Below are 20,936 nucleotides of genomic sequence, written 5' to 3'. Positions count from 1 at the left end.
CGATCTCCATCTCTTCTCTTCGGGCATGCGTCCCATGTTGCGCTGCATCATATTATTTCAATATGACGTAACTTTGTTTCTCATTCTGGGTTGAGCCTCACGCCGCAGTGGCGCATAGTGGACCGCATCGATTTGAGAAGTCGCGTGGCGGTTCTGCAGCGCCTTCTCCGTTCACGGAAGCGGGAAAGAACCCGCGGCAAGAGGCAGGCGCATGACGGCATTGGCTGAATCGAGGCAAGTTGACCATAATATAAGCAAGGCGCTGGAAGCCGCGCTGGCGCGAGGGGCGCTTCCCGGCGAAAGCGAAGGCTTCGACCAGAAGGCGATGCTGACGGCCGCCGCCTTCATCGCCGGGACCGCCGCGACCCGCCGCCCCGGCCATGTCGCCATCGCCATGGAAACGCTGGGCGAAGGGGCGACGGGGCGCTACATGCGGATCGCCATCGTCAATGACGACATGCCCTTTCTGGTCGATTCCATCGCCAATGCGCTGGCCGCCGCCGACATCATCATCCATCGCCTGCTGCATCCCGTCCTGTCGGTCGACCGCGACGGCAACGGTCATTTGAAAGCGATCCTGGACAATGAAACCGCCGGCGCGCGCCGGGAATCGATGATTTATATCGAGGCTGACCGCGCCGATGCAAAGGCCCGCCGGGCGCTGGAAAAGGCGCTGGAGGAAACGCTGGCCGACGTCCGCGCCGCCGTGGCCGACTGGCCCAGGATGCGGGAGGCGATGGCCGCCGACGCCGATGCCGTGCCGGACGAGGAAGGGGCGGCGCTGCTCCGCTGGTTCCTGGCCCGCCACTTCACCCAGATCGGCCATGAAGTGCGCCGTCGCGATGGAAAGGCGACCACGCGCATCGGCGTCTGCGGCCTGCACGACCGGCCCCTGCTGGCCCCCGCCACCATGGATGCGGCCTTCAACTGGTTCGAGGAAGGCAAGCGCACGCCGCTCATCATCAAGTCCAACCGGCTTTCGCGGGTCCATCGCCCGGTCCTGCTGGACCTGATCATCGTGCCGGTGCGGGACGGCAAGCAGGTGACGGCGCTTTCCATCCACGCCGGCATGTGGACCAGCGCGGGGCTGGCGACGACGCCGGACAAGGTGCCGCTGCTGCGTTCCGCCCTGTCGGCGCTGATGGACAAGTTCGATTTCGATCCGCACGGCCATGCGGGCAAGATGCTGACCCATGCGCTGACCGCCCTGCCCCACGACATCCTCATCGGCTTCGACCGGGAGACGCTGGAGCGGCTGGTGCTGACCTTCATGTCGCTGACGGACCGACCGCGCCCGAAGCTGGTGCTGGGGACAAGCGCGCTGGCCCGCCATCTCTACGCCTTCGCCTGGCTGCCGCGCGAGGAACTGACCACGGCGCGCCGCGTCGCGGTGCAGGACATGCTGAGCCAGGCCTGCAACGGCCCGGTGCTGAGCTGGTCGATCGCGCTGGAGGAAAGCGGCCTCGCCCTGCTGCGCATCACGCTCGACCTGCGCGACGGCGGCATCGTGCCCGACGAGCAACCGCTCGACCGGCAGTTGAAGCAGATGGTGCGCGGCTGGCTGCCCGCCGTGGAGGAGGCGCTGGCCGAAAACGAGGAGGCGGGCCGCGCCGCGACGCTGGCGCAGCGCTACGCCCCCGGCTTCCCCATGGGCTATCGCAACGGCGCCGGCCCGGCGGAGGCGGCCATCGACATCCGCCTGCTGCACAGCCTGTCGGCCCCCGGCGACAAGTCGATCCGCATCTACCGCAATGCTGAGGATGCGCCCGAACGGCTGCGGCTGAAACTCTACAGCCATGACGCCATCGCCTTGTCCGAAGTGGTCCCCGCCTTCGAGAATTTCGGCTTCCGCGTGATCGACGAGATGCTGACGGCGGTGGAAGCCAAGGGACAGGGCGGCGCGCTTGGCCATGTCCAGCGCTTCGTCCTGGAACTGCCGGCGGGGGGCGACGCGGAAACGGTGATCGCCCGCGCCAACATCGTCACGGAGGCGATCGCGCAAGTCACCGAAGGCGTGGCGGAAAACGACCGCTTCAACGAACTGATCGTCACGGCCGGGCTGGACCAGCGATCGGTCGTGCTGCTGCGCGCCCTGTTCCGCTATTTGCGGCAGACCGGCATGGCCTATGGCATGGCGACCTTCGCCGAAACGCTGCGGCGCGAACAGGGCATTGCCCGCCAGCTCATCGAGCTGTTCGAAGCGCTACACGATCCGGAGGCCAGGAACGGCCCAGCCCGCGCCGCTGCCGCCCAACGGGAGATCGAGGCGGGGCTGGAGAAGGTCACCGCCATAGACGAGGATCGCGTGCTGCGCCTGCTGCGGGCCGTGATCTCCGCGACGCTGCGCACCAATTTCTATAGCGAGGCCGCGCAGGAGGCGCTGGCCTTCAAGCTGGACAGCGCGCGGATTCCCGGCTTGCCCGCGCCATTGCCCTGGCGGGAGATCTGGGTCTATTCGCCGCGGGTCGAGGGCATCCACCTGCGCGCCGGTCCGGTCGCGCGCGGCGGACTGCGCTGGTCCGACCGGCGGGACGATTTCCGCACCGAAATATTGGGCCTGATGAAGGCGCAGCGGGTGAAGAATGCCGTCATCGTGCCGACCGGCGCCAAGGGCGGCTTCTATCCCAAGCAGCTTCCCAATCCGCAGGTCGACCGCGACGCCTGGTTCGCGGAGGGCACGGAAAGCTACCGCATCTTCATCCGCGCCCTGCTGTCGGTCACCGACAATATCGTCAAGGGCAAGGTGCGGCACCCGGAGCAGGTCGTCATCCATGACGGGGACGACCCCTATTTCGTCGTCGCCGCCGACAAGGGCACGGCGACCTTTTCCGACGTGGCCAACGCCATCGCGCTGGAACGGGACTTCTGGCTGGGCGACGCCTTCGCCAGCGGCGGTTCCAACGGTTACGATCACAAGGCGATGGGCATCACCGCCAGGGGCGCGTGGATCAGCGTGAAGCGCCACTTCGCGGAAATGGGCGTCGACGTGCAGAACGATCCGGTGCGCGTCGTGGGCTGCGGCGACATGTCGGGCGACGTGTTCGGCAACGGCATGCTGCTGAGCAAAGCGATCAGGCTAGTCGCCGCCTTCGACCACCGCCACATCTTCCTCGACCCCGATCCCGATCCGGCGAGAAGCTGGGAGGAACGCAACCGGCTGTTCCAGTTGCCGCGATCAAGCTGGGACGATTATGACAAGGCGCTGATCTCCCAGGGCGGCGGCGTCTTCCCGCGCAGCCTCAAGAGCATTCCCCTGACGCCGGAGGTGCAGGCGATATTGGGTGTCGCCGACACGGAAATGGAGCCGACCGCGCTCATCTCCGCGATCCTGAAAAGCCCGAACGACCTGCTCTGGTTCGGCGGCATCGGCACCTATGTGAAGGCCGCCGCGCAGAGCCATGGCGATGTGGGCGACCCCGCCAACGACCGGCTGCGCGTCAATGCCGAGCAGCTTCGCGTGAAGGTGGTGGGCGAAGGGGCCAATCTGGGCGTCACCCAGGCGGCGCGCATCGCCTTCTCCCTGCGCGGCGGGCGGATCAACACCGACTTCATCGACAATTCGGCGGGCGTCGACTGTTCGGACAATGAAGTGAACATCAAGATCGCGCTGAACAAGGAAATGGCGGAGGGCCGCCTGTCCTTCGAAGACCGCAACAAGCTGCTGGTCGGGATGACCGACGCGGTGGCCGACATCGTGCTGGAGGACAACCGGCTCCAGGCGCTCGGCCTTTCCATCGCGGAGGCTGGCGGCGCGGCGGAACTGGCAAGCTATGTGCGGCTGATCGAGACCTTCGAGGAGTCGGGCCGGCTGGATCGGCAGGTCGAGGGCCTTGCGGCCAACGACCAGTTGCTGCGGCGCGGCCAGGATGGGCTTGGCCTCACCCGGCCCGAACTGGCGGTGCTGCTTTCCACCGCCAAGCTCGCCTTGCAGGACGCCATCGAGCATGGAGACCTTGCCGCCGACGCCGGCATGGACGCCGAACTGGCCCAGGCCTTCCCGCCCGCGATGCGGAAGAAGGAAGCCGACGCCATCGCCGCCCACGCGCTGAAGAAGGAGATCATCGCCACCAAGGTCGCGAACCGCATCGTCAACCGGCTGGGCCTGATCCATCCGTTCGAACTGGCGGAGGAGGAGGGCTGTTCGCTGGCCGACCTTGCCAGCGCTTTCCTGATCGCGGAGCGGCTGTACGACATCCGCGGGCTATGGGAGGATATAGACGCGGCGGAAATGTCCGAAGCCGCCCGGCTTGCCCTGTTCGGAGACATCGCCAGCGGCATGCGGGCGCAGATCGCGGACATCCTCCGCAGCCTGCCGCCCGGCACGTTGCCGCAGGCGGGCCATGGCGCACTGGCCAAGGGCGTGGACAAGCTGGCGAAGCAGGTGGACGACCTGCTCACCAGCGAGGCGCTGCGCCGCGTCACGGCGGTGACCGACCGGCTGCTGGCCCTGGGCGCGCCGGAAGCGCTGACCCGCCGCGCCGCCGGGCTGTTCAAGCTGGACGGCGCAGTCGGCATCGCCGCGCTGGCCGGGCGCCTGTCGGTGGATGAAGTCGCCCTCACCCGCGCCTTCACCCATCTGGGCGAAGCGGTCGGCATCGACTGGGTCCAATCCACCGCCGCGCGCATGGCGCCGTCCGACCCGTGGGAGCGGCTGCTGATCTCCGGCGTGGCGCGCGACATGCAGCAGGTGAGGCTCGACTTCCTGGCGCAGGGGGCCGGCAAGGACATCGCCCATCATGTCGAGGCATGGCTGAAGGAAAAGGGCGCCCGCATCCAGCAGTTCCGCGCCTTGGTCCAGCGCGCCAAGGCGGCGGCGACGCCCAATGTCGCGATGCTGGCGGAGATCGCCGGGCAGGCGCGGGGGTTGTTGGGGCGGTAATCCCCGCTTCATTCTCCAACACGCACAATCCCGTCATTCCCGCAGAGGCGGGAATGACAGGGGTTGTCCGGTTTGGAAGGAAGCGTGTTCCTGCACAGGCAGGAACCCAGTTCCGACGGTCGACCTGGGCTCCTGCCTGCGCAGGAGCACGTCGTGCTTCAACCCAAACAGGACAATTTTCAGGGGGTTGGGGTCGGCTCCGGCGGCGGCGCCTTCCCCAGCCCAGGCCCGTAGACCGGCGTCACCGGCTCCTCCACGGCGCGGCCGTGCAGCGCCTCGATCTCCGCCTTGCGCTGCTTCAGGTAGAGTTCGCGATAATAGGCGTAGGGATTTTCCTCGCTGCGGATCTGCTGGATCGTCTCGTCGAAGGCGGCGCGCTGGCCCAACTGGTTCAGGATCGTCGCGGGGATCACATATTTGGGCTCGTTGAACGGCTTGCCCACGGCGAAGGGCACGATCAGCTTGTCCACCGTGTCCCCGATGATGTCGCGCAGCGTCGTCGGCCCGACGATGGGCAGGTACATGTAAGGCCCCGGCCCCACCCCGTAATAGCCCAGCACATTGGCGAGGCCATTGGGCCGATAGGGCAGGAAGAAGGGCTTGCGCTTCGCCACGTCGAACAGGCCCGCCACGCCCAACGTCGTGTTGATGGTGAAGCGCCCCGCCGTCTCCATCGCCTTGCCCGGCTTGAACTGGAGCATATAGGCAAGGAAGACCACCGGCTCCTGCAGGTTGGAGAAGAAGTTGCGCAATCCCTTGCGCGCGGGCTTGGGCAGGCCCTTGTTATAGGCCTTTGCGACCGGCTCCACCACCGCCTTGTCGACCGACTGCACGGCCTCGAAGCTCTTTTCGTTCAGCCGTTCCAGCGGATCGCCCGGCGGCGGGCGGGTGTGGCCGGTGACGACGATCTCCCCCGGCTGGGGCGCGGCAGCCGCAGGCGCATCGGCGCCCGGCAGGTTCGGCATCACCGGCGGCGGCGGCACGACCAGCACTTGCGGCGCGCCTTCCGGCGGGGCCTGCGCGGCCGCCGGAGCGTCGGGCGCGGCCATGGGGGGAGGGACGGCCGCTGCCGCCCCATCCGTTCCCGCCTGCGCGCCCATCATCAGCATTCCAGCGGCTATGGCCGGCGTCAGCATATCGTCGTTCCTTGCAGGAAAGCCCGTTGGAGCGAATGACGTTTTTCATGTCACGCCCGTTTCATGAAGGCGGCTAATTGCGATGGGGCCACCCGTCAATAGCATGACGGCGCCCTCCCCTGCCGACCGGCGCTCTGCGGAAACGATCCGGCGTTGCGCGGTACATTTTGATACAAATTTGCCACGCCCCATGTTTGCAATTGCGAGTCGTTCGCGTTATTCAACCCGCCTCATCTCCCACAGGACTCGTCCCGCTTCCGATGCACGCCCCCGTCCGCACCCAGCCGAACAAGAAGAAGAGCGCCAAGGCCTTCTGGCTGAAACAACTTCATAGCTGGCATTGGGTGAGTTCCGCGATCAGCCTGATCGGCCTGCTGCTGTTCGCCTTCACCGGCATCACGCTGAACCACGCCGCCGATGTCGAGGGGTCGCCGCAGACCGTGACCAGGTCCGCCACCCTGCCGCCCGCCCTGCTGAAGCAGGTCGCGCCCGACGACGCGCCCGACGCCAGGAAGCCCCTGCCCGCCCCGGTCGCCCAATGGGTGGAGAAGGAAATCGGCCAGAGCGGCGCTGGCGAGGCGGAATGGTCGGCGGACGAAGTCTATCTGGCGCTGCCGCGCCCCGGCGGCGACGGCTGGGTATCGATCGACCGGCATAGCGGCGAAGTCTCCAGCGAGGCGACGAGCCGCGGCTGGATCAGCTATCTCAACGACCTGCACAAGGGCCGCAATGCGGGCAATGTCTGGAAGTGGTTTATCGACATCTTCGCCATCGCCTGCTTCCTCTTCGCCCTGACCGGCCTGCTGCTGCTCTGGCTCCACGCCAGGAAGCGGCCGACCACCTGGCCGCTGGTCGCCGCCGGCCTCGCCATTCCGGCGGTCCTCGCCATCATCTTCATCCATTAACGGGGGAATGCTTCACCTCATGCAAATCAGCCACAAGATCGTCCTGACCGGCGCGGCCATGGGCGCCGGCGCCCTCGCCATGCCCGCCGCCGCGCAGACGCTGGACGTCACGCTCACCCTGCCGCGCCTGTCGGTGGCGGAATATCACCGCCCCTATGTCGCGATCTGGCTGGAGAAGGAGGGCGCGCCCGCCCGTACCCTGTCGGTCCTCTACGATGTCGACAAGCGCAACAATGGCGGCGTCAAATGGCTGCGCGACATCCGCATGTGGTGGCGCGCCTCGGGCCGTTCGCTGACCCTGCCCGCCGACGGCATCTCCGGCGCCACCCGCGCGCCCGGCACCCATAAGCTGAGCTTCACCGCCGGAAAGGGCGGCATGCCGGCGCTAGCCCCCGGCAAATATACGCTGGTGGTGGAGGCCGCGCGCGAATCCGGCGGGCGGGAGGCGGTGCGGGTGCCGCTCAACGTGACGGCAGCGGGCGCCAGGGGCAGCGCCAGCGGCCAGTTCGAACTGGGCGCGGTCAGCGCCGTGCTGTCGCGCTGAGGAGGGAAGCCATGATGAAATTCCGCAAGACGTTGTTGCTGCTTGCCGCCAGCGCCGCCATGGCCCTGCCGCAGATGGCGGACGCGGCGCGGCCCTGGATGCTGCCGTCCGAAACCATGTTCGCCGGCTCCGGCAATGAATGGGTGACGGTGGACGCCGCCATTTCCAGCGACCTCTATTATTTCGACCATCCGGGCCAGGACTGGCAGCCCATCGCGACCGCGCCGGACGGCAGCGCGGCGCAAGTGGAAAACCGCGCCATCGGCAAGCTGCGCCAGACCTTCGACCTCGGCATCAAAACGAAGGGCACCTACAAGATCGCCATCGTCAACGAGATGCTGATGGGCAGTTACATGCTGAACGGCGAGCGCAAGATGCTGCCGCGCGGCACCACCGCCGCGACGCTGGCGACCGCCGTGCCGCAGGGTGCGACGGACGTGCAGACGGCGACGGCGCGCACCCGGATCGAAACCTTCGTGACGGCGGGCGAGCCGGACCGCAAGGTCTTCACGACCACGGGCAAGGGGCTAGAAATGGTGCCCGTCACCCACCCCAACGACCTTGCCGTGGGCGAAGCCGCCACCTTCCAGTTCCTGCTGAACGGCAAGCCGGCCGCTGGGCTGGACGTGGTCGCCATTCCCGGCGGCATCCGCTATCGGTCGGACCTCAAGCAGATGGACGCGAAGACCGACGCGGAGGGGAAGGTCAGCTTCACCTGGCCGGAAGCGGGCATGTATTGGGTCAGCATCAGCTCCGGCGGACGGCGCGGCCCCGGCGGCGAAGGCCCCGGCACGGGCGGCCCCGGCGGTGCGCCGGGCGCGGGCAGGCCCCAGGGCCAGCCGCAGGGCGAAGGCGCGCCGCGCCCGCCCATGGGCCCGCCCCAGGACCGCGCCACCTATGCCATGACGGTGGAGGTGCAGGGCTGAACGCTCGCCCGATCCGCATCGCCATCCCGCCCACCCTTTCGCCCGACATGTTCGGACCGGGCGTCCGGACGGGCGGGATCAGCGACCTTGGCGGGCCGACCATGGGCACGAGCTGGTCGGCCCGCATCGTCGACGCGCCTCCCGGCAGCGCGGCGGCGATAGAAGCGGTGCTGGGCCGCATCATCGCGCAGATGAGCAATTGGGAGGCGGATTCCGCCATCAGCCGCTTCAATGCCGCGCCGGTCGGCCAATGGATGCCGCTGCCCGCCGACATGCTGGCCGTGCTGCGCGCCGGGCTGGACATGGCCCGGCTGTCGGACGGCGCCTTCGATCCGGCGGTGGGCCGGCTGGTGGCGAAATGGGGCTTCGGTCCGGGCGGGCTGAAGGGCCTTTCCGAAGAGTCCCATCACCCCTCCCCTTGGAGAGCCATGGAGATAGAGGGCGACCGGGCCCGCCGGATGGCCGATGTGACGCTGGACTTTTCTGGGATCGCCAAGGGCTTTGCCGTCGATGCCGTCGCCGATGCGCTATGCGAACATGGCGCCGCGCACTTCCTGGTGGAGATCGGCGGCGAATTGCGGGGGCAAGGCATAAGGCCAGACCTTCAACCCTGGTGGGTGGATGTGGAGGCGCCGCCCGGCCTCCGGCTGCCGACGCTGCGGATAGCGCTTTGCGGCATGTCGGTCGCCACCTCCGGCGACTATCGCCGCTTTCGCGAGGAGGCAGGCATTCGCCTCTCCCACAGCATGGACCCAGCCACCGGCGCGCCGATCGCCAATGACGTCGCTTCCGTAACCGTGCTCCACGAAAGCGCGATGCTGGCCGACGCCTGGGCGACGGCGATCACGATAATGGGGCATGAACGGGGCATGGCCCTCGCCACGCGGCACGGCATCGCCGCATGCCTGATCCGGCGAGTTGGAGGCGGAGGACAGGAATATATGACGCCCGCCCTCGCCGCGATGCTCGAGTGACTGGAAGGGAGTGGAGAGCGGACCTTTCCCTATTCGTCACCCCTTTCCCTATTCGTCACCCCGGACTTGATCCGGGGTCCCGCTGCCTTGGACGAGGCGCGGCACTCAGAAGGAAAGCGGGACCCCGGGTCAAGCCCGGGGTGACGGAAAACTAGAGCGTGATCATCTTAGATTGAAGCGTATCCGGAGTTTCTGAGGTAGTTGGCGCATTCTGTTGGCGGGAAGGCATCCAGTAGAGAACCGATACGCCTCCATGTTGCCTCGACCGAGCGCATTTCAGCTTTTCGGAGCAGGGTTTTGAGTTTGGCGAAGACCTGTTCGATAGGATTGAGGTCCGGGCTGTAAGGCGGCAGGAACAGCAGCTTGGCGCCGACGGCTCTGATGGCTTGCCGGACGGCCTGGCCTTTGTGGCTGCCCAGATTGTCCATGATGACGATGTCCCCTGCCGAGAGGGTCGGAACGAGGAACTGCTCGACATAGGCGGTAAAGAGCTGGCCGTTGATCGGGCCATCGAGCACGCAAGGCGCGTCGATCCGGTCATGACGAAGCGCGGCCAGGAAGGTGAGCGTGCGCCACTTTCCGAACGGCGCTTTGGCGTAGAGCCGTTCCCCACGGCGCGACCGGCCATGGGTGCGGGTCATGTTGGTTTTGGCCCAGGTCTCATCGATGAAGACAAGGCGACGAGGATCAAGCCGACCCTGATACTTCTTCCACTGCATTCGCCGCCGCGCGATCTGCGGTCGGTCCTGCTCGCTGGCGAACAGGCTTTTTTTTGAACGACAATCCCTCGCGTTCGAGGAACAGCCACAAGGCGCCGTAGCTCGCCTTCACCCCGCGCTCGACCAACTCGGCAAGCAAGCCGCGCAAGGTCAAGTCCGGCTCGGCCGCAACGCGCGCCAGCAGCCAGTCCCGCTCGGGCAGCAACACCGGTTTGCGATGTCCGCCCAGCTTGCCCGGAGCCACCCCGCCAGTCCGCCGATGACGCTGCGACCAGCGCACCGCACTGGCTACGCTCACCCCAAACTGCGCCGCTGCACCGCGCGCCGACAGGCCAGACGCCATCGCCGCCACAACGCGCTCTCTCAGATCAATCGAATAGGCTCGGCTCATCCTTGCTGTCCTCAAAACCAGCCAGCAGGTTGAATCAGAAAATCTCGCGCCCTTGAATCCCAATTCGATTCATTCAAACAAGATCACGATCTAATGTCCGCAATTGGCCAACTCCCGCCACGCCTTTTCGCACGGACCGGCCCGGCCGCCGCGCGTCCTCAGGAAGCCATCGACCGAGGCATTGCGCGCAGGGTGGAAGGGTCGATCGCCTGGACGAATTCCACGCCCAGCCGATCTCCCCTGGACCAGCGCGCCATGGCGTTGACGGTCTGGTTGTCGCCCAGTTCGATCGTGAACAGCGTGCCCTCCGGCACGTTCCACAAGCCTTCCAATTGCGCGCCGGTGGCGGAGATGTTGCGGATGCGCCCGGTGTAGACATGGCCGTCATGGTGGACCGCGACGGTGCGCAGCATGGTCTTGCGTTCCGTCCGGCTCGACTGGAAGCCCTGCGGCGTGACGACGCCGCCATGGCCATGCTGCTGGATCAGCACGTCCGCCGCCGGCAGCGGGCGGCCATAGACATAGCCCTGGATATGGCTGCACCCAAGGTTGCGGATCAGCGCAAGTTCGTCCTGCGTCTCCGCCCCCTCGGCCGTGGTGTCCATGCCCAGCGCTTCGGCCAGGCTGACGATCGCCTTGATGATCGCGCTGTTGGGGCTGCCCTTGATCGCGGCGCCGCGCACGAAGCTCTGGTCGATCTTGATCTTGTCGAAAGGCGCTTTCTTGAGATAGCCGAGCGAGGAATAGCCGGTGCCGAAATCGTCCAGCGCCAAGCGCACGCCGATGCCCTTCAGGCGCGAGAACATCAGATCCGTGCCGTCATCGTCGTTCAGGAACACGCTCTCGGTGATCTCCAGCTCCAGCCGCTCGGCCGTCAGGCCGGAGGCGGCGAGCGCATTCATGACGATCGAGGGCAGGCCCTGATTGGCGAACTGGATCGGCGAGACGTTCACCGCCACCCGCACGCCATCCGCCCATTGCGCCGCATCGCGGCAGGCGGTGCGCAGCACCCATTCGCCGATCGGCCCGATCAGGCCGCTTTCCTCCGCGATGGGAATGAAAAGCGTGGGGGAGATCGCGCCGCGCACGGGATGCTGCCAACGCAGCAGCGCCTCATAGCCGGCGATCTGTTCGGTACGAGAAGATACCACCGGCTGATAGACGAGGTGCAGGGCGTTTTCGACCAGCGCCCTGCGCAGATCCTCCTCCAACTGGCGGCGATCCTCGGCATCGGCGTGCATTTCGGGCGAATAGAAGCGATAGACGCCGCGCCCGTCTCCCTTGGCGGCATAGAGCGCGAGGTCGGCGTTGCGGATGAGTTCATCCGCCGTGACGCCGTCCTGCGGGCAGAAGGAGATGCCGATCGACACGCCGATGACGACCGCCGTGCCTTCCACCATATAGGGCTGGGACACGTCGGTGATGATCGCCCGCGCCAGGTGATCCAGCATGATCTTGTCGGGCCGGCCGGGCAGCAGGATCTTGAACTCGTCGCCGCCCTGGCGGCCGACCAGTCCCTTGTTGCCGACCACGCGCTGGATGCGTTCGCTGACCTGGCGCAGCAGCGCGTCGCCCGCCGGGTGGCCCAGCGTGTCGTTGACGATCTTGAACCTGTCGAGGTCCAGCATCATCAGCGTGCAGTCGCGCGGCTGCCCCTTCTTGCCCGCGACCGCCTGCTCCAGCGAGCGCATCATCTGCACCCGGTTGGCAAGCCCGGTCAGCGAATCATATTGGGCAAGCCGCGTCACCTCCGCCTGGCTGCGGCGCATTTCGGTGAGGTCCGTGCCGCTTCCCCGGAAGCCGTGGAACTGGCCGAATTCGTTGAACACCGGCTGGCCGGAGATGGACCACCAGCGTTCGTCCTTCGCCATGGCGGCGCGGACCGGGATTTCGGCAAAGCCCGTGCGCGCCGACAGGTGGAAGCCCAATGTGCGCTCGCCATCGCCATCCTGCCGGTCGCCGGGGCGGATGATCTCCGTGATCGGGCGGCCGATCAGCGCCTCGTTACCCAGGCCGAGCGTGCGGGCCAATGTGTCGGAAATATAGGCGATGCAGCCATGGCGGTCGGTTTCCCAGAACCAGCCGCGGCCCGACTGCTCATATTCGCGGAGCAGCCGGTCGGAACGCTGCGCCCTCAAGTCCCGCTGGTGGAAGGCGATGGCGCGGTTCATGTCGGCTTGCGCCTGGCGCAGCGCGGCGACCAGCATCGCGGCGATGCAACTGATCAACAGGCCGATCTGGGCGAAATCGCTTCGGTGCAGGATGGATGCGATCAGCAAGCCGCAGAAATAGCTGACGCCCAGCAGGCGCCGGTCGCCGAAGATCGAAACCGCCATCAGCGCGACCGCCATTTCCGCCACCAGGTTGCGCGACGGTTCGCCGGCGATCAGCGCCGGTCCCAGCATCAGGCTGAAGCTGAGGCCCGAGAGCAGCACCATGGGCAGCATCAGCCATTTCTGGTGGTGCGGCCGCAAAAGCTGGAACCTGGCCCCGCGCGGCAGGACGATGGCGACGCCGTCGACCAGCAACATGGCCGCCAGAGCGACGGCATGACCGGCATTGCCGTCGCCGTAGAGAGGCACGTGCAGCAACGCGGTGATGCAGAGCTTCCCCAGCAGGATCAGCGGCCAAAGCCGGGCGATATGGACGAAAGTGCCGGAAATCCAGGATGCGTCGACGGAGGCGCCGCTTTCGGCAAGGCCGAGCGCGGCGACGAGATCGGTCCGCCGCGTTTGCAGTTCTGCCAGGTTCGCCCGCAAGGAAGTCATATATCCCGCGTAACGACAAGAGATTGAAAGAAACTTACCTGATCGGGGAGTTCCTGCGGTGAATGGTTCCCAAGACATTCCCCTTCCCGCCTACGGAAGGAGGATATGTCTTGAAGCGGCTTAACGCCTCAAACGCGCATCGGCATCAGCACATAGAGGGCCGGGCTGCGGTCGTCTTCGCGGATCAGGGTCGGCGCGGCGGCGTCGGCCAGGTGGAGTTCCACCAGGTCGCTGTCGATCTGGCCAAGAATGTCCAGCAGATAGCGCGCGTTGAAGCCGATGTCGAAACCCTCGCCCTGGAAGGCGCCGGGGACTTCCTCCGCCGCCGTGCCGTTTTCCGGGCTGGTGACGGACAGGGTGATCTTGTCGCGGTCCAGCGTCATCTTGACGGCGCGGGTCTTTTCCGTGGCGATGGTGGCGACGCGGTCCACGCCTTCCTCGAAGCTGCGCGGGTCGATCTTGAGCAGCTTGTCGTTGGCGGTCGGGATGACGCGGCTGTAATCGGGGAAGGTGCCGTCGATCAGCTTGCTGGTCAGGATCGCGCTGCCCAGGCCGAAGCGGATCTTGCTGGCGGACAGGCTGATCTGCACCGATCCATCGACCTCATCCAGCAGCTTGCGCAGTTCGCCGATGCACTTGCGGGGCACGATGATGCCGGGCATGCCGTCCGCGCCGTCGGGACGGGGCACGGTGACGCGGGCGAGGCGGTGGCCGTCGGTCGCGGCGGCCTTCAAAACGGGCTGGCCGTCATCCGACACATGGAAATAAATGCCGTTTAGATAATAGCGCGTCTCTTCGGTCGAGATGGCGAAGCGCGTCTTGTCGATGATCTGCTTGAGCGTTTCGGCGGGCAGTTCGAAGCTGGTCGGCAGATCGCCTTCCGCGATCACCGGGAAATCGTCGCGCGGCAGGGTCGACAGGTTGAAGCGGGCGCGGCCCGCCTGGATCAGCATCTTGCCCTCCGCCGCGTGGAGCGAGACCTGCGACCCTTCGGGCAGCTTGCGGGCGATGTCGAACAGGGTGTGGGCGCTGATCGTGGTCGCGCCGGGCTGTTCCACCTGGGCGGAGACGCTTTCGACGATCTGGAGGTCGAGGTCGGTCGCCATCAGCTTGATCGCGCCGTCCGCGGACGCTTCGATCAGCACGTTGGACAGGATCGGAATCGTGTTGCGCCGCTCGACCACCGACTGGACGTGGCTGAGGCTCTTGAGCAGCGTTGCGCGTTCGATGGTGGCCTTCATGTCCCTGTTCTGTCCGTTTCTTTTCTTGCGAAAGCCCGGAGACAGTCGAATCCGGGCGACAATGATGGATGATCCTTCATAGCCGCTGTTGCGGCCCCTGCAAGCGCTGGGTGGCGCTTTGTTGCGGCGAGGGTTGCAAAAAGGAACGGCTTGCGCTTTGCCGGGGGAGTGAAAGCTTTGTGGCCCCTCGCTCTTTCCCTGCTGACCGTCGGCGGCGCCGCGCAGGCGCGGGACTCGCTGGGCGTGTTCGAGGCGTGGGGGGCGTTTCGCGATCCGGCCCCTGCCCCATCCGGCGGCGGCCCGCGCTGCTATGCCATCGCCATGCCCGTAGCCGCGAAGTCGGAGGGCTTTGCGGCGGTTGGGAGCTGGCCGCGCCAAAGGGTGCGCGGGCAAGTGCATTTCCGCCTGAGCCGGATGCGGATGGGGGACGCGGCGGTGATCCTGAATGTCGGGGACCGGCGGTTCACGCTGGTGGCGGGACAGGTCGACGCCTGGGCGCCGGATGCGCGGGCGGACGCGGCGATCGTCGCGGCGATGCGGTCCGCCACCAGCATGAGCGTGCAGACGCGGGATGCGCGGGGGCGGGGTTTTGCGGATACCTATATGTTGCGCGGGGCGGCCACGGCGATCGATGCGGCGGCCTTGGGATGTGCGAGGATTCGGTAAGGCTATCTCCCCTCCCCGTTCGCCCTGAGCTTGTCGAAGGGCTTCACTTTCTTTCGAGCGTTGAAGGTGAAGAGGAAGTAAAGCCCTTCGACAAGCTCAGGGCGAACGGGGGAGGTTTAGCGCCGCCCTTCCAAAATCCCCCGAAATCCGCTATGGGCGCGGCCATGCAGTCAGTCGCCAATCCCCTGATGCCGATTCCCGGCGCTATCGATCCTGTGCCGGTGCCCCGCGCCGTGACGCCTCGCGAGGATGGGCGCGTCGACCTGATGGGGCTGTCGCGGCCGCAGATCAGGGGCGCGCTGGAAGAGGCCGGGCTTGACGTCAAGCAGGCGAAGCTGCGCTCGAAACAGTTGTTCCACTGGCTCTACCATCGCGGCGAGACGGATTTCGACGCCATGACCGATCTTGCCAAGCCGATGCGCGGCTGGATGGCGGAACGCTTCGTCGTGGGGCGGCCCGAAGTGGTCGAGGCGCAGGTGTCGAGCGACGGCACGCGCAAATGGCTGCTGCGGTCCGACGACGGGCAAGATTATGAGATGGTGTTCATCCCGGACGCGGACCGGGGGACTCTGTGCGTCTCCAGCCAGGTCGGGTGCACGCTCAACTGCCGTTTCTGCCATACCGGGACGATGCGGCTGGTGCGCAACCTGACGCCGGGCGAGATCGTCGGGCAGGTCATGCTGGCGCGGGATGCGCTGGGCGAGTGGCCCAAGGGCAGCATGGCGTCGGCTAATGACGATGAGGCGGACGACGCGTCCCAGTACAGCACCGACGGGCGAATGCTGACCAATATCGTGATGATGGGGATGGGCGAGCCGCTCTATAATTTCGATCATGTGCGCGACGCGCTGAAGGTGGTGATGGACGGCGACGGGCTGGCCCTGTCGAAGCGGCGGATTACCCTGTCAACCTCCGGCGTGGTGCCGATGATGGCGCGGGCGGGGGAAGAGATCGGCGTCAATCTCGCGGTTTCGCTGCATGCCGTGACCAAGGATGTGCGCGACGAACTGGTGCCGCTGAACAAGAAATACGGCATCGAGGATCTGTTGCAGGCCTGCGCCGACTATCCGGGCGCGAACAATGCGCGGCGCATCACCTTCGAATATGTGATGATCAAGGACAAGAATGACAGCGACGCGGATGCGCGGGAACTGGTGCGGCTGCTGCGCCAGTATAAGCTGCCCGCCAAGGTCAATCTGATCCCGTTCAATCCCTGGCCGGGCACGGACTATGAATGTTCGACGCCGGAGCGGATCAGGCGCTTTTCCGACATAGTGTTCGAGGGCGGGATCAGCGCGCCGGTGCGCACGCCCCGCGGGCGGGACATCATGGCGGCCTGCGGGCAGTTGAAGTCGGCCAGCGAGAAGAAGAGCCGGGCGGAACTGGACCGGCTGGCGGCGGAGAAGCAAGCGGCGCTGGGATAGAGCGGGGTCAATGGGCGCGCCTTCGCGGCGCGAGACGGAAGCCCCGCCTGGAACGGCGGGGTTTTTCTTTTTTGGGGGCGAGCGGAATGACGGACGATGAGATTGAGCGGATTGCGACGGGCTTTTGCGCGGGGACGCTGTCCAAGGAGGAATGGACGCACCGGGCGCATTTCTCCACGGCGCTGTGGCTGATGCTGCGGCGGCCGGAGATCGTGCCGGAGCGCGACATGGCGGGGATGATCGCCGCCTATAATGAGAGCGTCGGCGGGGTGAACAGCGACACGTCCGGTTATCATGAGACGATCACCCTGGCTTCGCTGAAGGCGGCGCGGGCGGTTTTGGCGGGGTTGCCGGGCGGGGCTTCGCCGGCGGAGGCCTTTGCGGCGCTGATGGAATCTCCGATGGCCGACAAGGATTGGCTGTTCGCCTATTGGTCGCGGGAGCGGTTGATGTCGGTGGAGGCGCGGCGCGCTTGGGTGGAGCCGGATTTGAGGGCGCTACCCTGGGATTAGGTAGCGAAGAATTCAACATGAGCGGCGGGACTGGGTTCCTGCCTTCGCAGGAACAGGAAGCGCTACCGATCATCGAGACGACGGAAGCAGGGCATGGAAAAAGGGCGGCCCCAGCCGGGCCGCCCTTTCCCTGTTCCATCCGAGAGGGGATTAGAAACGGAAACCGATGCCGACGACGCCAGCGTCGCGGCCGCCAATGCCGTCTTCATACTCGCTGCGCTGATATTCAGCCGAGATGTAAGTGTTGCCAGTCACAGCAAATTCCAGGCCGCCACCATAGCGCACGCCTTCGAACGATCCACCCGAGTTGCTGTTCGACGCTTCAACGCGAGTATTGGCATAGCCCACCTTGCCGAAGGCCAGCACCTTCGGATTGAGGATATAGCCAAGACGCACCGAAGCGGAGAGATCGCGGCTAACTTCCACGCCGGCGCCCAGGCTGGTGGTGGAGTCGCTGAATGCCACTTCCGGACCAAAGGTTACGTTGGGCGTGATCGCAATGTCATAACCGGTGCTGGCGCCGTAAGCGAAGCCGTCGTTACCGTCGAACTTGTCATAACCCAGCGTCACGCCGGCGCGCGGGCCGGTGAAGGGGGCGGCGTCCTGGGCGAAAGCGGGAGCGGAAACGGCGGCAGCAGCAAGGGCTGCGAAAATCACAGTCTTCATAAAGTCCTCATGTCATCAGAAACGCACAGTCCAGGAACAGGACAGGCGTTTGTTCTCTTTTTACGGGATAGCGTTGCGTTATTTATTTCATCGCCATTTGGAATGCCGATTCTATTCGGTCTATCCTCCCGTCCTGCATGCAGCGATTGGTGTCGCTGACGACGCGCATATGTAACCTGATTGTTATTGTTGCAAGTTGGATATGAACTTTACGAACGCATGATGCTTTTTCGCAACAGTCTGACTTTGCATGAAAATGGCGTGCCTCCCCTTTCCGTTACCATGGGCGCTTCGACGCGCTTATGGACCTGCAAGCTGGCTCCCATATGAACGGAATCATGAAAAAAGCTTCATGCGCGCAGCATCTCCATCCTTTTGACGCTGTCGGCCCAAAAGGGTATCCATGGCCCATGGAACGCGCCCTGCCCCAGCGGAAAACGGTGCTGCGCCACCGGCTGCCGGTGCGGCTGTGGCATTGGCTGAACGCGCTGCTGCTCTATGTGCTGTTCACCAGCGGGCTGGGCATCTTCAACGCGCATCCCCGGCTCTATTGGGGGCAATATGGGGCGAATTACGACCATGCCTGGCTGGTGCTGGAACGGTTCGGAAGCTGGATCACCCTGCCCGCGCATTATGACCTGGCGATGTCGCGGCACTGGCACCTGAGCGCCGCGCCGATCTTCGCCTTCGCGCTGCTTTTCTACATGCTCTGGAGCCTGTTCGGCGGGCATCTGGGGCGCGACCTTGCCTTCCGGCGCGGGGAACTTGCGCCGCGCCATGTGTGGCAGGACATCCGCGATCATGCCCGGCTGCGCTTTCCCGCGGGGGAAGCGGCGCTGCGCTATAATGTGCTGCAAAAGGCCAGCTATATCGCCGTGATCTTCGTCGCGCTGCCGCTCATGATCCTGACGGGCCTTGCCATGTCGCCGGGCATGAACGCGGCCTGGCCCTGGCTGGTCGACCTGTTCGGCGGCCGCCAGTCGGCGCGCTCGATCCATTTCATCGCGGCCTTCGCGCTGGCGGCCTTTTTCCTGGTGCATATGCTGATGGTGCTGCTCGCCGGACCCTTGAACGAAATCCGCTCGATGATCAGCGGGCGCTATCGCGTGCCGGAGGCGCGGCGTTGAGCCTGATCCTCAGCCGCCGCACCCTGGTGCTGGGGGCCGCCGCGACGCTGGCGGGATGCGACCGGCTGGCGAAGAACGAGGCGGTGCGGGACGCGCTGTTTTCCGCCGAGAATTTCCATAAATGGGCGCAGCGCGGCCTGATGGCCCACGACGCGCTGGCGCGGGAATTTCGGCCCGACCAGATCTCCCCCTTCTTCCGCCCCAACGGCACGGCCAATCCGAACACGCCCGAATATAAGGCGCTGTGGCGCAACGGCTTTGCCGACTGGCGGCTGCACGTGTCGGGGCTGGTGGGACGGCCGCTTTCCCTCTCCCTGGCGCAGCTCCACGCCCTTCCCCATCGCGAGCAGATCACGCGCCACGACTGCGTCGAGGGGTGGAGCGCCATCGGCAAATGGCGCGGCGTGCCGCTGAAGCCTATCCTCGACGCGGCGCGGCTGCGGGACGGGGCGCGGTACATCGTCTTCCACTGCGCCGACGATATGGGCGGCGGGCGCGGCTATTATGAAAGCATCGACCTGGTGGACGCGTTCCACCCGCAGACCATCCTGGCCTTCGCGCTGAACGACAAACCCCTGCGCGTGGCGAACGGCGCGCCGCTCCGGCTGCGGGTGGAACGGCAACTGGGCTACAAGCAGGCGAAATATCTGATGAAGATCGAGGCGGTCGCAAGCCTGGAGGGCATAGGCGGCGGCAAGGGCGGCTATTGGGAGGACCGGGCCGGTTATGACTGGTATGCGGGCATTTGACGCCGACCGGATGACCTGACAGGGTAGCCCCATGAAATTGTTTGATCGCGTCATCAAGCGGCTGGTCACGCGGGGCCAGCTCAGCATCTATTATCATGACGGCAGGAAGATCACGGTTGGAACCCCTGAGCCGGGCTTTCCGTCGCTGGCGCTGAAATTCCACGACGCGCGCGTGCCGTTCGACATCGTCAAGGATCCGCGCCTGGGCATGGCGGAGGCGTTCATCGACGGGCGCGTCGCCATAGAGGGCGGCGGGATCATGGAGCTGATCTCCCTCATCCGCATGAACAATGCGTGGGAGACGGGCAAGTCGATCAGCGACCTTGGCGCCGTAAAGCGCGGGTTCAAGGCCGTCCGGCGCAGGCTGTGGGCCGCTAATCACCGGGCGCGGGCAAAGGCCAATGTGGCGCATCATTACGACCTGTCGGGCGCGCTATACGCGCTCTTCCTCGACCGGGACCGGCAATATAGCTGCGCCTATTTCCCCGATGCGGACAATGAGGCGGGGATCAGCCTGGAACAGGCGCAGGAGGACAAGAAGGCGCATATCGCCGCCAAGCTGCACCTGAAACCGGGCATGAAGGTGCTGGACATAGGCTGCGGCTGGGGCGGCATGGCGCTGTACCTGCACCGCACCTGCGGCGTGGACGTGACCGGCATCACCCTGTCGGAGGAGCAGCTCAAGGTCGCGCGGCAGCGGGCGCAGGATGCGGGCGTGGCCGACCACGTGCGCTTCGAACTGATCGACTATCGCGACATCGACGGCCCCTTCGACCGCATCGTTTCGGTCGGCATGTTCGAACATGTCGGGACCGGGGATTACCGCACCTTCTACAACAAGTGCCGCGAATTGCTGACGCCGGACGGGGTGATGCTGGTCCACACCATCGGCCGGGTCGACGGGCCGGGCATCACGGACGCCTTCACCCGGAAATATATCTTCCCCGGCGGCTATATCCCCGCCTTGTCGGAAATGATCCAGGGCAGCGAGGGCACGCGCCTGATGGTCACGGATGTAGAAGTGCTGCGCATCCATTACGGCCTCACCATCCGCCAATGGTACAAGCGGACGCTGGCGCACAAGGCGGACATCATCGCCCTGTACGACGAACGATTCTTCCGCTTGTGGACCTTCTATCTGGCGGGCGCGGCCACCGTGTTCGAACATGGCGGCATGGTGAATTACCAGGTCCAATATGTTCGCGACCGCCGCAGCCTGCCGATCACCCGCGACTATATGCTGGAGGCGGAAAGCGCCCTTCGGGGCCGCTGATCCATCCATGAACATTGGCTGACGACGCCGTTCCCG

General features: G+C 65.8%; 16 protein-coding genes. 11 read left to right on the top strand and 5 right to left on the bottom strand.

Annotation, left to right across the window (positions count from 1 at the left end; all coding sequences use genetic code 11):
* Positions 1-211 precede the first annotated feature (211 nt).
* Positions 212-4,879, top strand: a complete 4,668-nt coding sequence (locus Sj15T_RS00495; protein ID WP_013039403.1) for an NAD-glutamate dehydrogenase domain-containing protein — start codon at positions 212-214, stop codon at positions 4,877-4,879.
* A gap of 179 nt (positions 4,880-5,058) precedes the next feature.
* Here Sj15T_RS00495 and Sj15T_RS00490 read toward each other — a convergent pair whose 3' ends face one another.
* The gene (locus Sj15T_RS00490; protein ID WP_013039402.1) at positions 5,059-6,015 is read right to left on the bottom strand and encodes a VacJ family lipoprotein; all 957 of its coding nucleotides are present in this window, start codon (positions 6,013-6,015) and stop codon (positions 5,059-5,061) included.
* Between the two features lie 260 nt (positions 6,016-6,275).
* Between Sj15T_RS00490 and Sj15T_RS00485 the strand changes: the two genes are divergently transcribed.
* Genes Sj15T_RS00485 through Sj15T_RS00470 form a run of 4 tightly spaced genes read left to right on the top strand, consistent with a single transcriptional unit; the run spans position 6,276 to position 9,364 of the window.
* Positions 6,276-6,920, top strand: a complete 645-nt coding sequence (locus tag Sj15T_RS00485) for a PepSY-associated TM helix domain-containing protein (RefSeq protein ID WP_007687774.1) — start codon at positions 6,276-6,278, stop codon at positions 6,918-6,920.
* 19 nt (positions 6,921-6,939) lie between these two features.
* Positions 6,940-7,464, top strand: coding sequence for a DUF2271 domain-containing protein (locus Sj15T_RS00480; RefSeq protein WP_013039401.1), 525 nt, complete (start codon positions 6,940-6,942; stop codon positions 7,462-7,464).
* 11 nt (positions 7,465-7,475) lie between these two features.
* A complete protein-coding gene (locus Sj15T_RS00475) occupies positions 7,476-8,390 on the top strand; it encodes a DUF4198 domain-containing protein (protein WP_013039400.1) in 915 nt (304 codons plus the stop codon).
* A gap of 47 nt (positions 8,391-8,437) precedes the next feature.
* Positions 8,438-9,364 carry an FAD:protein FMN transferase gene (locus Sj15T_RS00470; RefSeq protein ID WP_013039399.1) on the top strand — a complete coding sequence of 309 codons (927 nt, stop codon included), beginning with the start codon at positions 8,438-8,440 and terminating at the stop codon, positions 9,362-9,364.
* Between the two features lie 167 nt (positions 9,365-9,531).
* Here Sj15T_RS00470 and Sj15T_RS00465 read toward each other — a convergent pair.
* From Sj15T_RS00465 to dnaN, 3 genes are all read right to left on the bottom strand, one after another.
* Positions 9,532-10,474 (bottom strand): IS630 family transposase gene (locus Sj15T_RS00465; protein WP_338756176.1). Its coding sequence is split into 2 segments (ribosomal slippage): positions 9,532-10,137 and positions 10,139-10,474, totalling 942 coding nucleotides; the frame shifts between segments, so codons are not numbered across the junction.
* 158 nt (positions 10,475-10,632) lie between these two features.
* A complete protein-coding gene (locus tag Sj15T_RS00460) occupies positions 10,633-13,242 on the bottom strand; it encodes an EAL domain-containing protein (RefSeq protein ID WP_007687770.1) in 2,610 nt (869 codons plus the stop codon).
* A gap of 128 nt (positions 13,243-13,370) precedes the next feature.
* Entirely contained in the window at positions 13,371-14,483 is a 1,113-nt protein-coding gene (gene dnaN, locus Sj15T_RS00455) for a DNA polymerase III subunit beta (RefSeq protein WP_007687769.1), read from the bottom strand.
* Positions 14,484-14,660: 177 nt separating this feature from the next.
* Between dnaN and Sj15T_RS00450 the strand changes: the two genes are divergently transcribed.
* The 3 genes from Sj15T_RS00450 (at position 14,661) to Sj15T_RS00440 (ending at position 17,085) form a co-directional block, all read left to right on the top strand.
* Positions 14,661-15,149, top strand: coding sequence for a hypothetical protein (locus tag Sj15T_RS00450; protein WP_253720683.1), 489 nt, complete (start codon positions 14,661-14,663; stop codon positions 15,147-15,149).
* 164 nt (positions 15,150-15,313) lie between these two features.
* Positions 15,314-16,573, top strand: a complete 1,260-nt coding sequence (gene rlmN / locus Sj15T_RS00445) for a 23S rRNA (adenine(2503)-C(2))-methyltransferase RlmN (protein WP_013039394.1) — start codon at positions 15,314-15,316, stop codon at positions 16,571-16,573.
* A gap of 86 nt (positions 16,574-16,659) precedes the next feature.
* Positions 16,660-17,085, top strand: coding sequence for a hypothetical protein (locus Sj15T_RS00440; protein WP_013039393.1), 426 nt, complete (start codon positions 16,660-16,662; stop codon positions 17,083-17,085).
* 150 nt (positions 17,086-17,235) lie between these two features.
* Here Sj15T_RS00440 and Sj15T_RS00435 read toward each other — a convergent pair whose 3' ends face one another.
* Complete coding sequence (locus Sj15T_RS00435) at positions 17,236-17,751, bottom strand: porin family protein (RefSeq protein ID WP_007687764.1); 516 nt, start codon at positions 17,749-17,751, stop codon at positions 17,236-17,238.
* Between the two features lie 410 nt (positions 17,752-18,161).
* On the opposite strand from Sj15T_RS00435, the gene Sj15T_RS00430 reads away from it, so the two are divergent.
* From Sj15T_RS00430 to Sj15T_RS00420, 3 genes are read left to right on the top strand one after another with little or no spacing between them, the layout of a single operon-like run.
* Positions 18,162-18,878 (top strand): cytochrome b/b6 domain-containing protein, encoded by a 717-nt coding sequence (locus Sj15T_RS00430; RefSeq protein ID WP_013039392.1) that lies wholly within the window; start codon positions 18,162-18,164, stop codon positions 18,876-18,878.
* A gap of 2 nt (positions 18,879-18,880) precedes the next feature.
* The gene (locus Sj15T_RS00425; RefSeq protein WP_041386268.1) at positions 18,881-19,627 is read left to right on the top strand and encodes a molybdopterin-dependent oxidoreductase; all 747 of its coding nucleotides are present in this window, start codon (positions 18,881-18,883) and stop codon (positions 19,625-19,627) included.
* Between the two features lie 31 nt (positions 19,628-19,658).
* The gene (locus tag Sj15T_RS00420) at positions 19,659-20,900 is read left to right on the top strand and encodes a cyclopropane-fatty-acyl-phospholipid synthase family protein (RefSeq protein WP_013039390.1); all 1,242 of its coding nucleotides are present in this window, start codon (positions 19,659-19,661) and stop codon (positions 20,898-20,900) included.
* The last annotated feature ends 36 nt before the right edge of the window (positions 20,901-20,936 follow it).

The sequence above is a fragment of the Sphingobium sp. TA15 genome (assembly GCF_037101235.1).
Lineage (GTDB): Bacteria > Pseudomonadota > Alphaproteobacteria > Sphingomonadales > Sphingomonadaceae > Sphingobium > Sphingobium indicum.
This window is presented reverse-complemented; position numbering and strand designations above follow the sequence as displayed.

What these genes read in the sequence shown, in the direction of transcription:
- Sj15T_RS00485 (WP_007687774.1), top strand. Translation starts at nt 6,276, where the DNA reads ATGCACGCCCCCGTCCGCACCCAGCCGAACAAGAAGAAGAGCGCCAAG.
- Sj15T_RS00420 (WP_013039390.1), top strand. Translation starts at nt 19,659, where the DNA reads ATGAAATTGTTTGATCGCGTCATCAAGCGGCTGGTCACGCGGGGCCAG.
- Sj15T_RS00440 (WP_013039393.1), top strand. Translation starts at nt 16,660, where the DNA reads ATGACGGACGATGAGATTGAGCGGATTGCGACGGGCTTTTGCGCGGGG.
- Sj15T_RS00495 (WP_013039403.1), top strand. Translation starts at nt 212, where the DNA reads ATGACGGCATTGGCTGAATCGAGGCAAGTTGACCATAATATAAGCAAG.
- Sj15T_RS00480 (WP_013039401.1), top strand. Translation starts at nt 6,940, where the DNA reads ATGCAAATCAGCCACAAGATCGTCCTGACCGGCGCGGCCATGGGCGCC.
- Sj15T_RS00490 (WP_013039402.1), bottom strand. Translation starts at nt 6,015, where the DNA reads ATGCTGACGCCGGCCATAGCCGCTGGAATGCTGATGATGGGCGCGCAG.
- Sj15T_RS00435 (WP_007687764.1), bottom strand. Translation starts at nt 17,751, where the DNA reads ATGAAGACTGTGATTTTCGCAGCCCTTGCTGCTGCCGCCGTTTCCGCT.
- Sj15T_RS00475 (WP_013039400.1), top strand. Translation starts at nt 7,476, where the DNA reads ATGATGAAATTCCGCAAGACGTTGTTGCTGCTTGCCGCCAGCGCCGCC.
- Sj15T_RS00430 (WP_013039392.1), top strand. Translation starts at nt 18,162, where the DNA reads ATGGAACGCGCCCTGCCCCAGCGGAAAACGGTGCTGCGCCACCGGCTG.
- dnaN (WP_007687769.1), bottom strand. Translation starts at nt 14,483, where the DNA reads ATGAAGGCCACCATCGAACGCGCAACGCTGCTCAAGAGCCTCAGCCAC.
- Sj15T_RS00460 (WP_007687770.1), bottom strand. Translation starts at nt 13,242, where the DNA reads ATGACTTCCTTGCGGGCGAACCTGGCAGAACTGCAAACGCGGCGGACC.
- rlmN (WP_013039394.1), top strand. Translation starts at nt 15,314, where the DNA reads ATGCAGTCAGTCGCCAATCCCCTGATGCCGATTCCCGGCGCTATCGAT.
- Sj15T_RS00470 (WP_013039399.1), top strand. Translation starts at nt 8,438, where the DNA reads ATGTTCGGACCGGGCGTCCGGACGGGCGGGATCAGCGACCTTGGCGGG.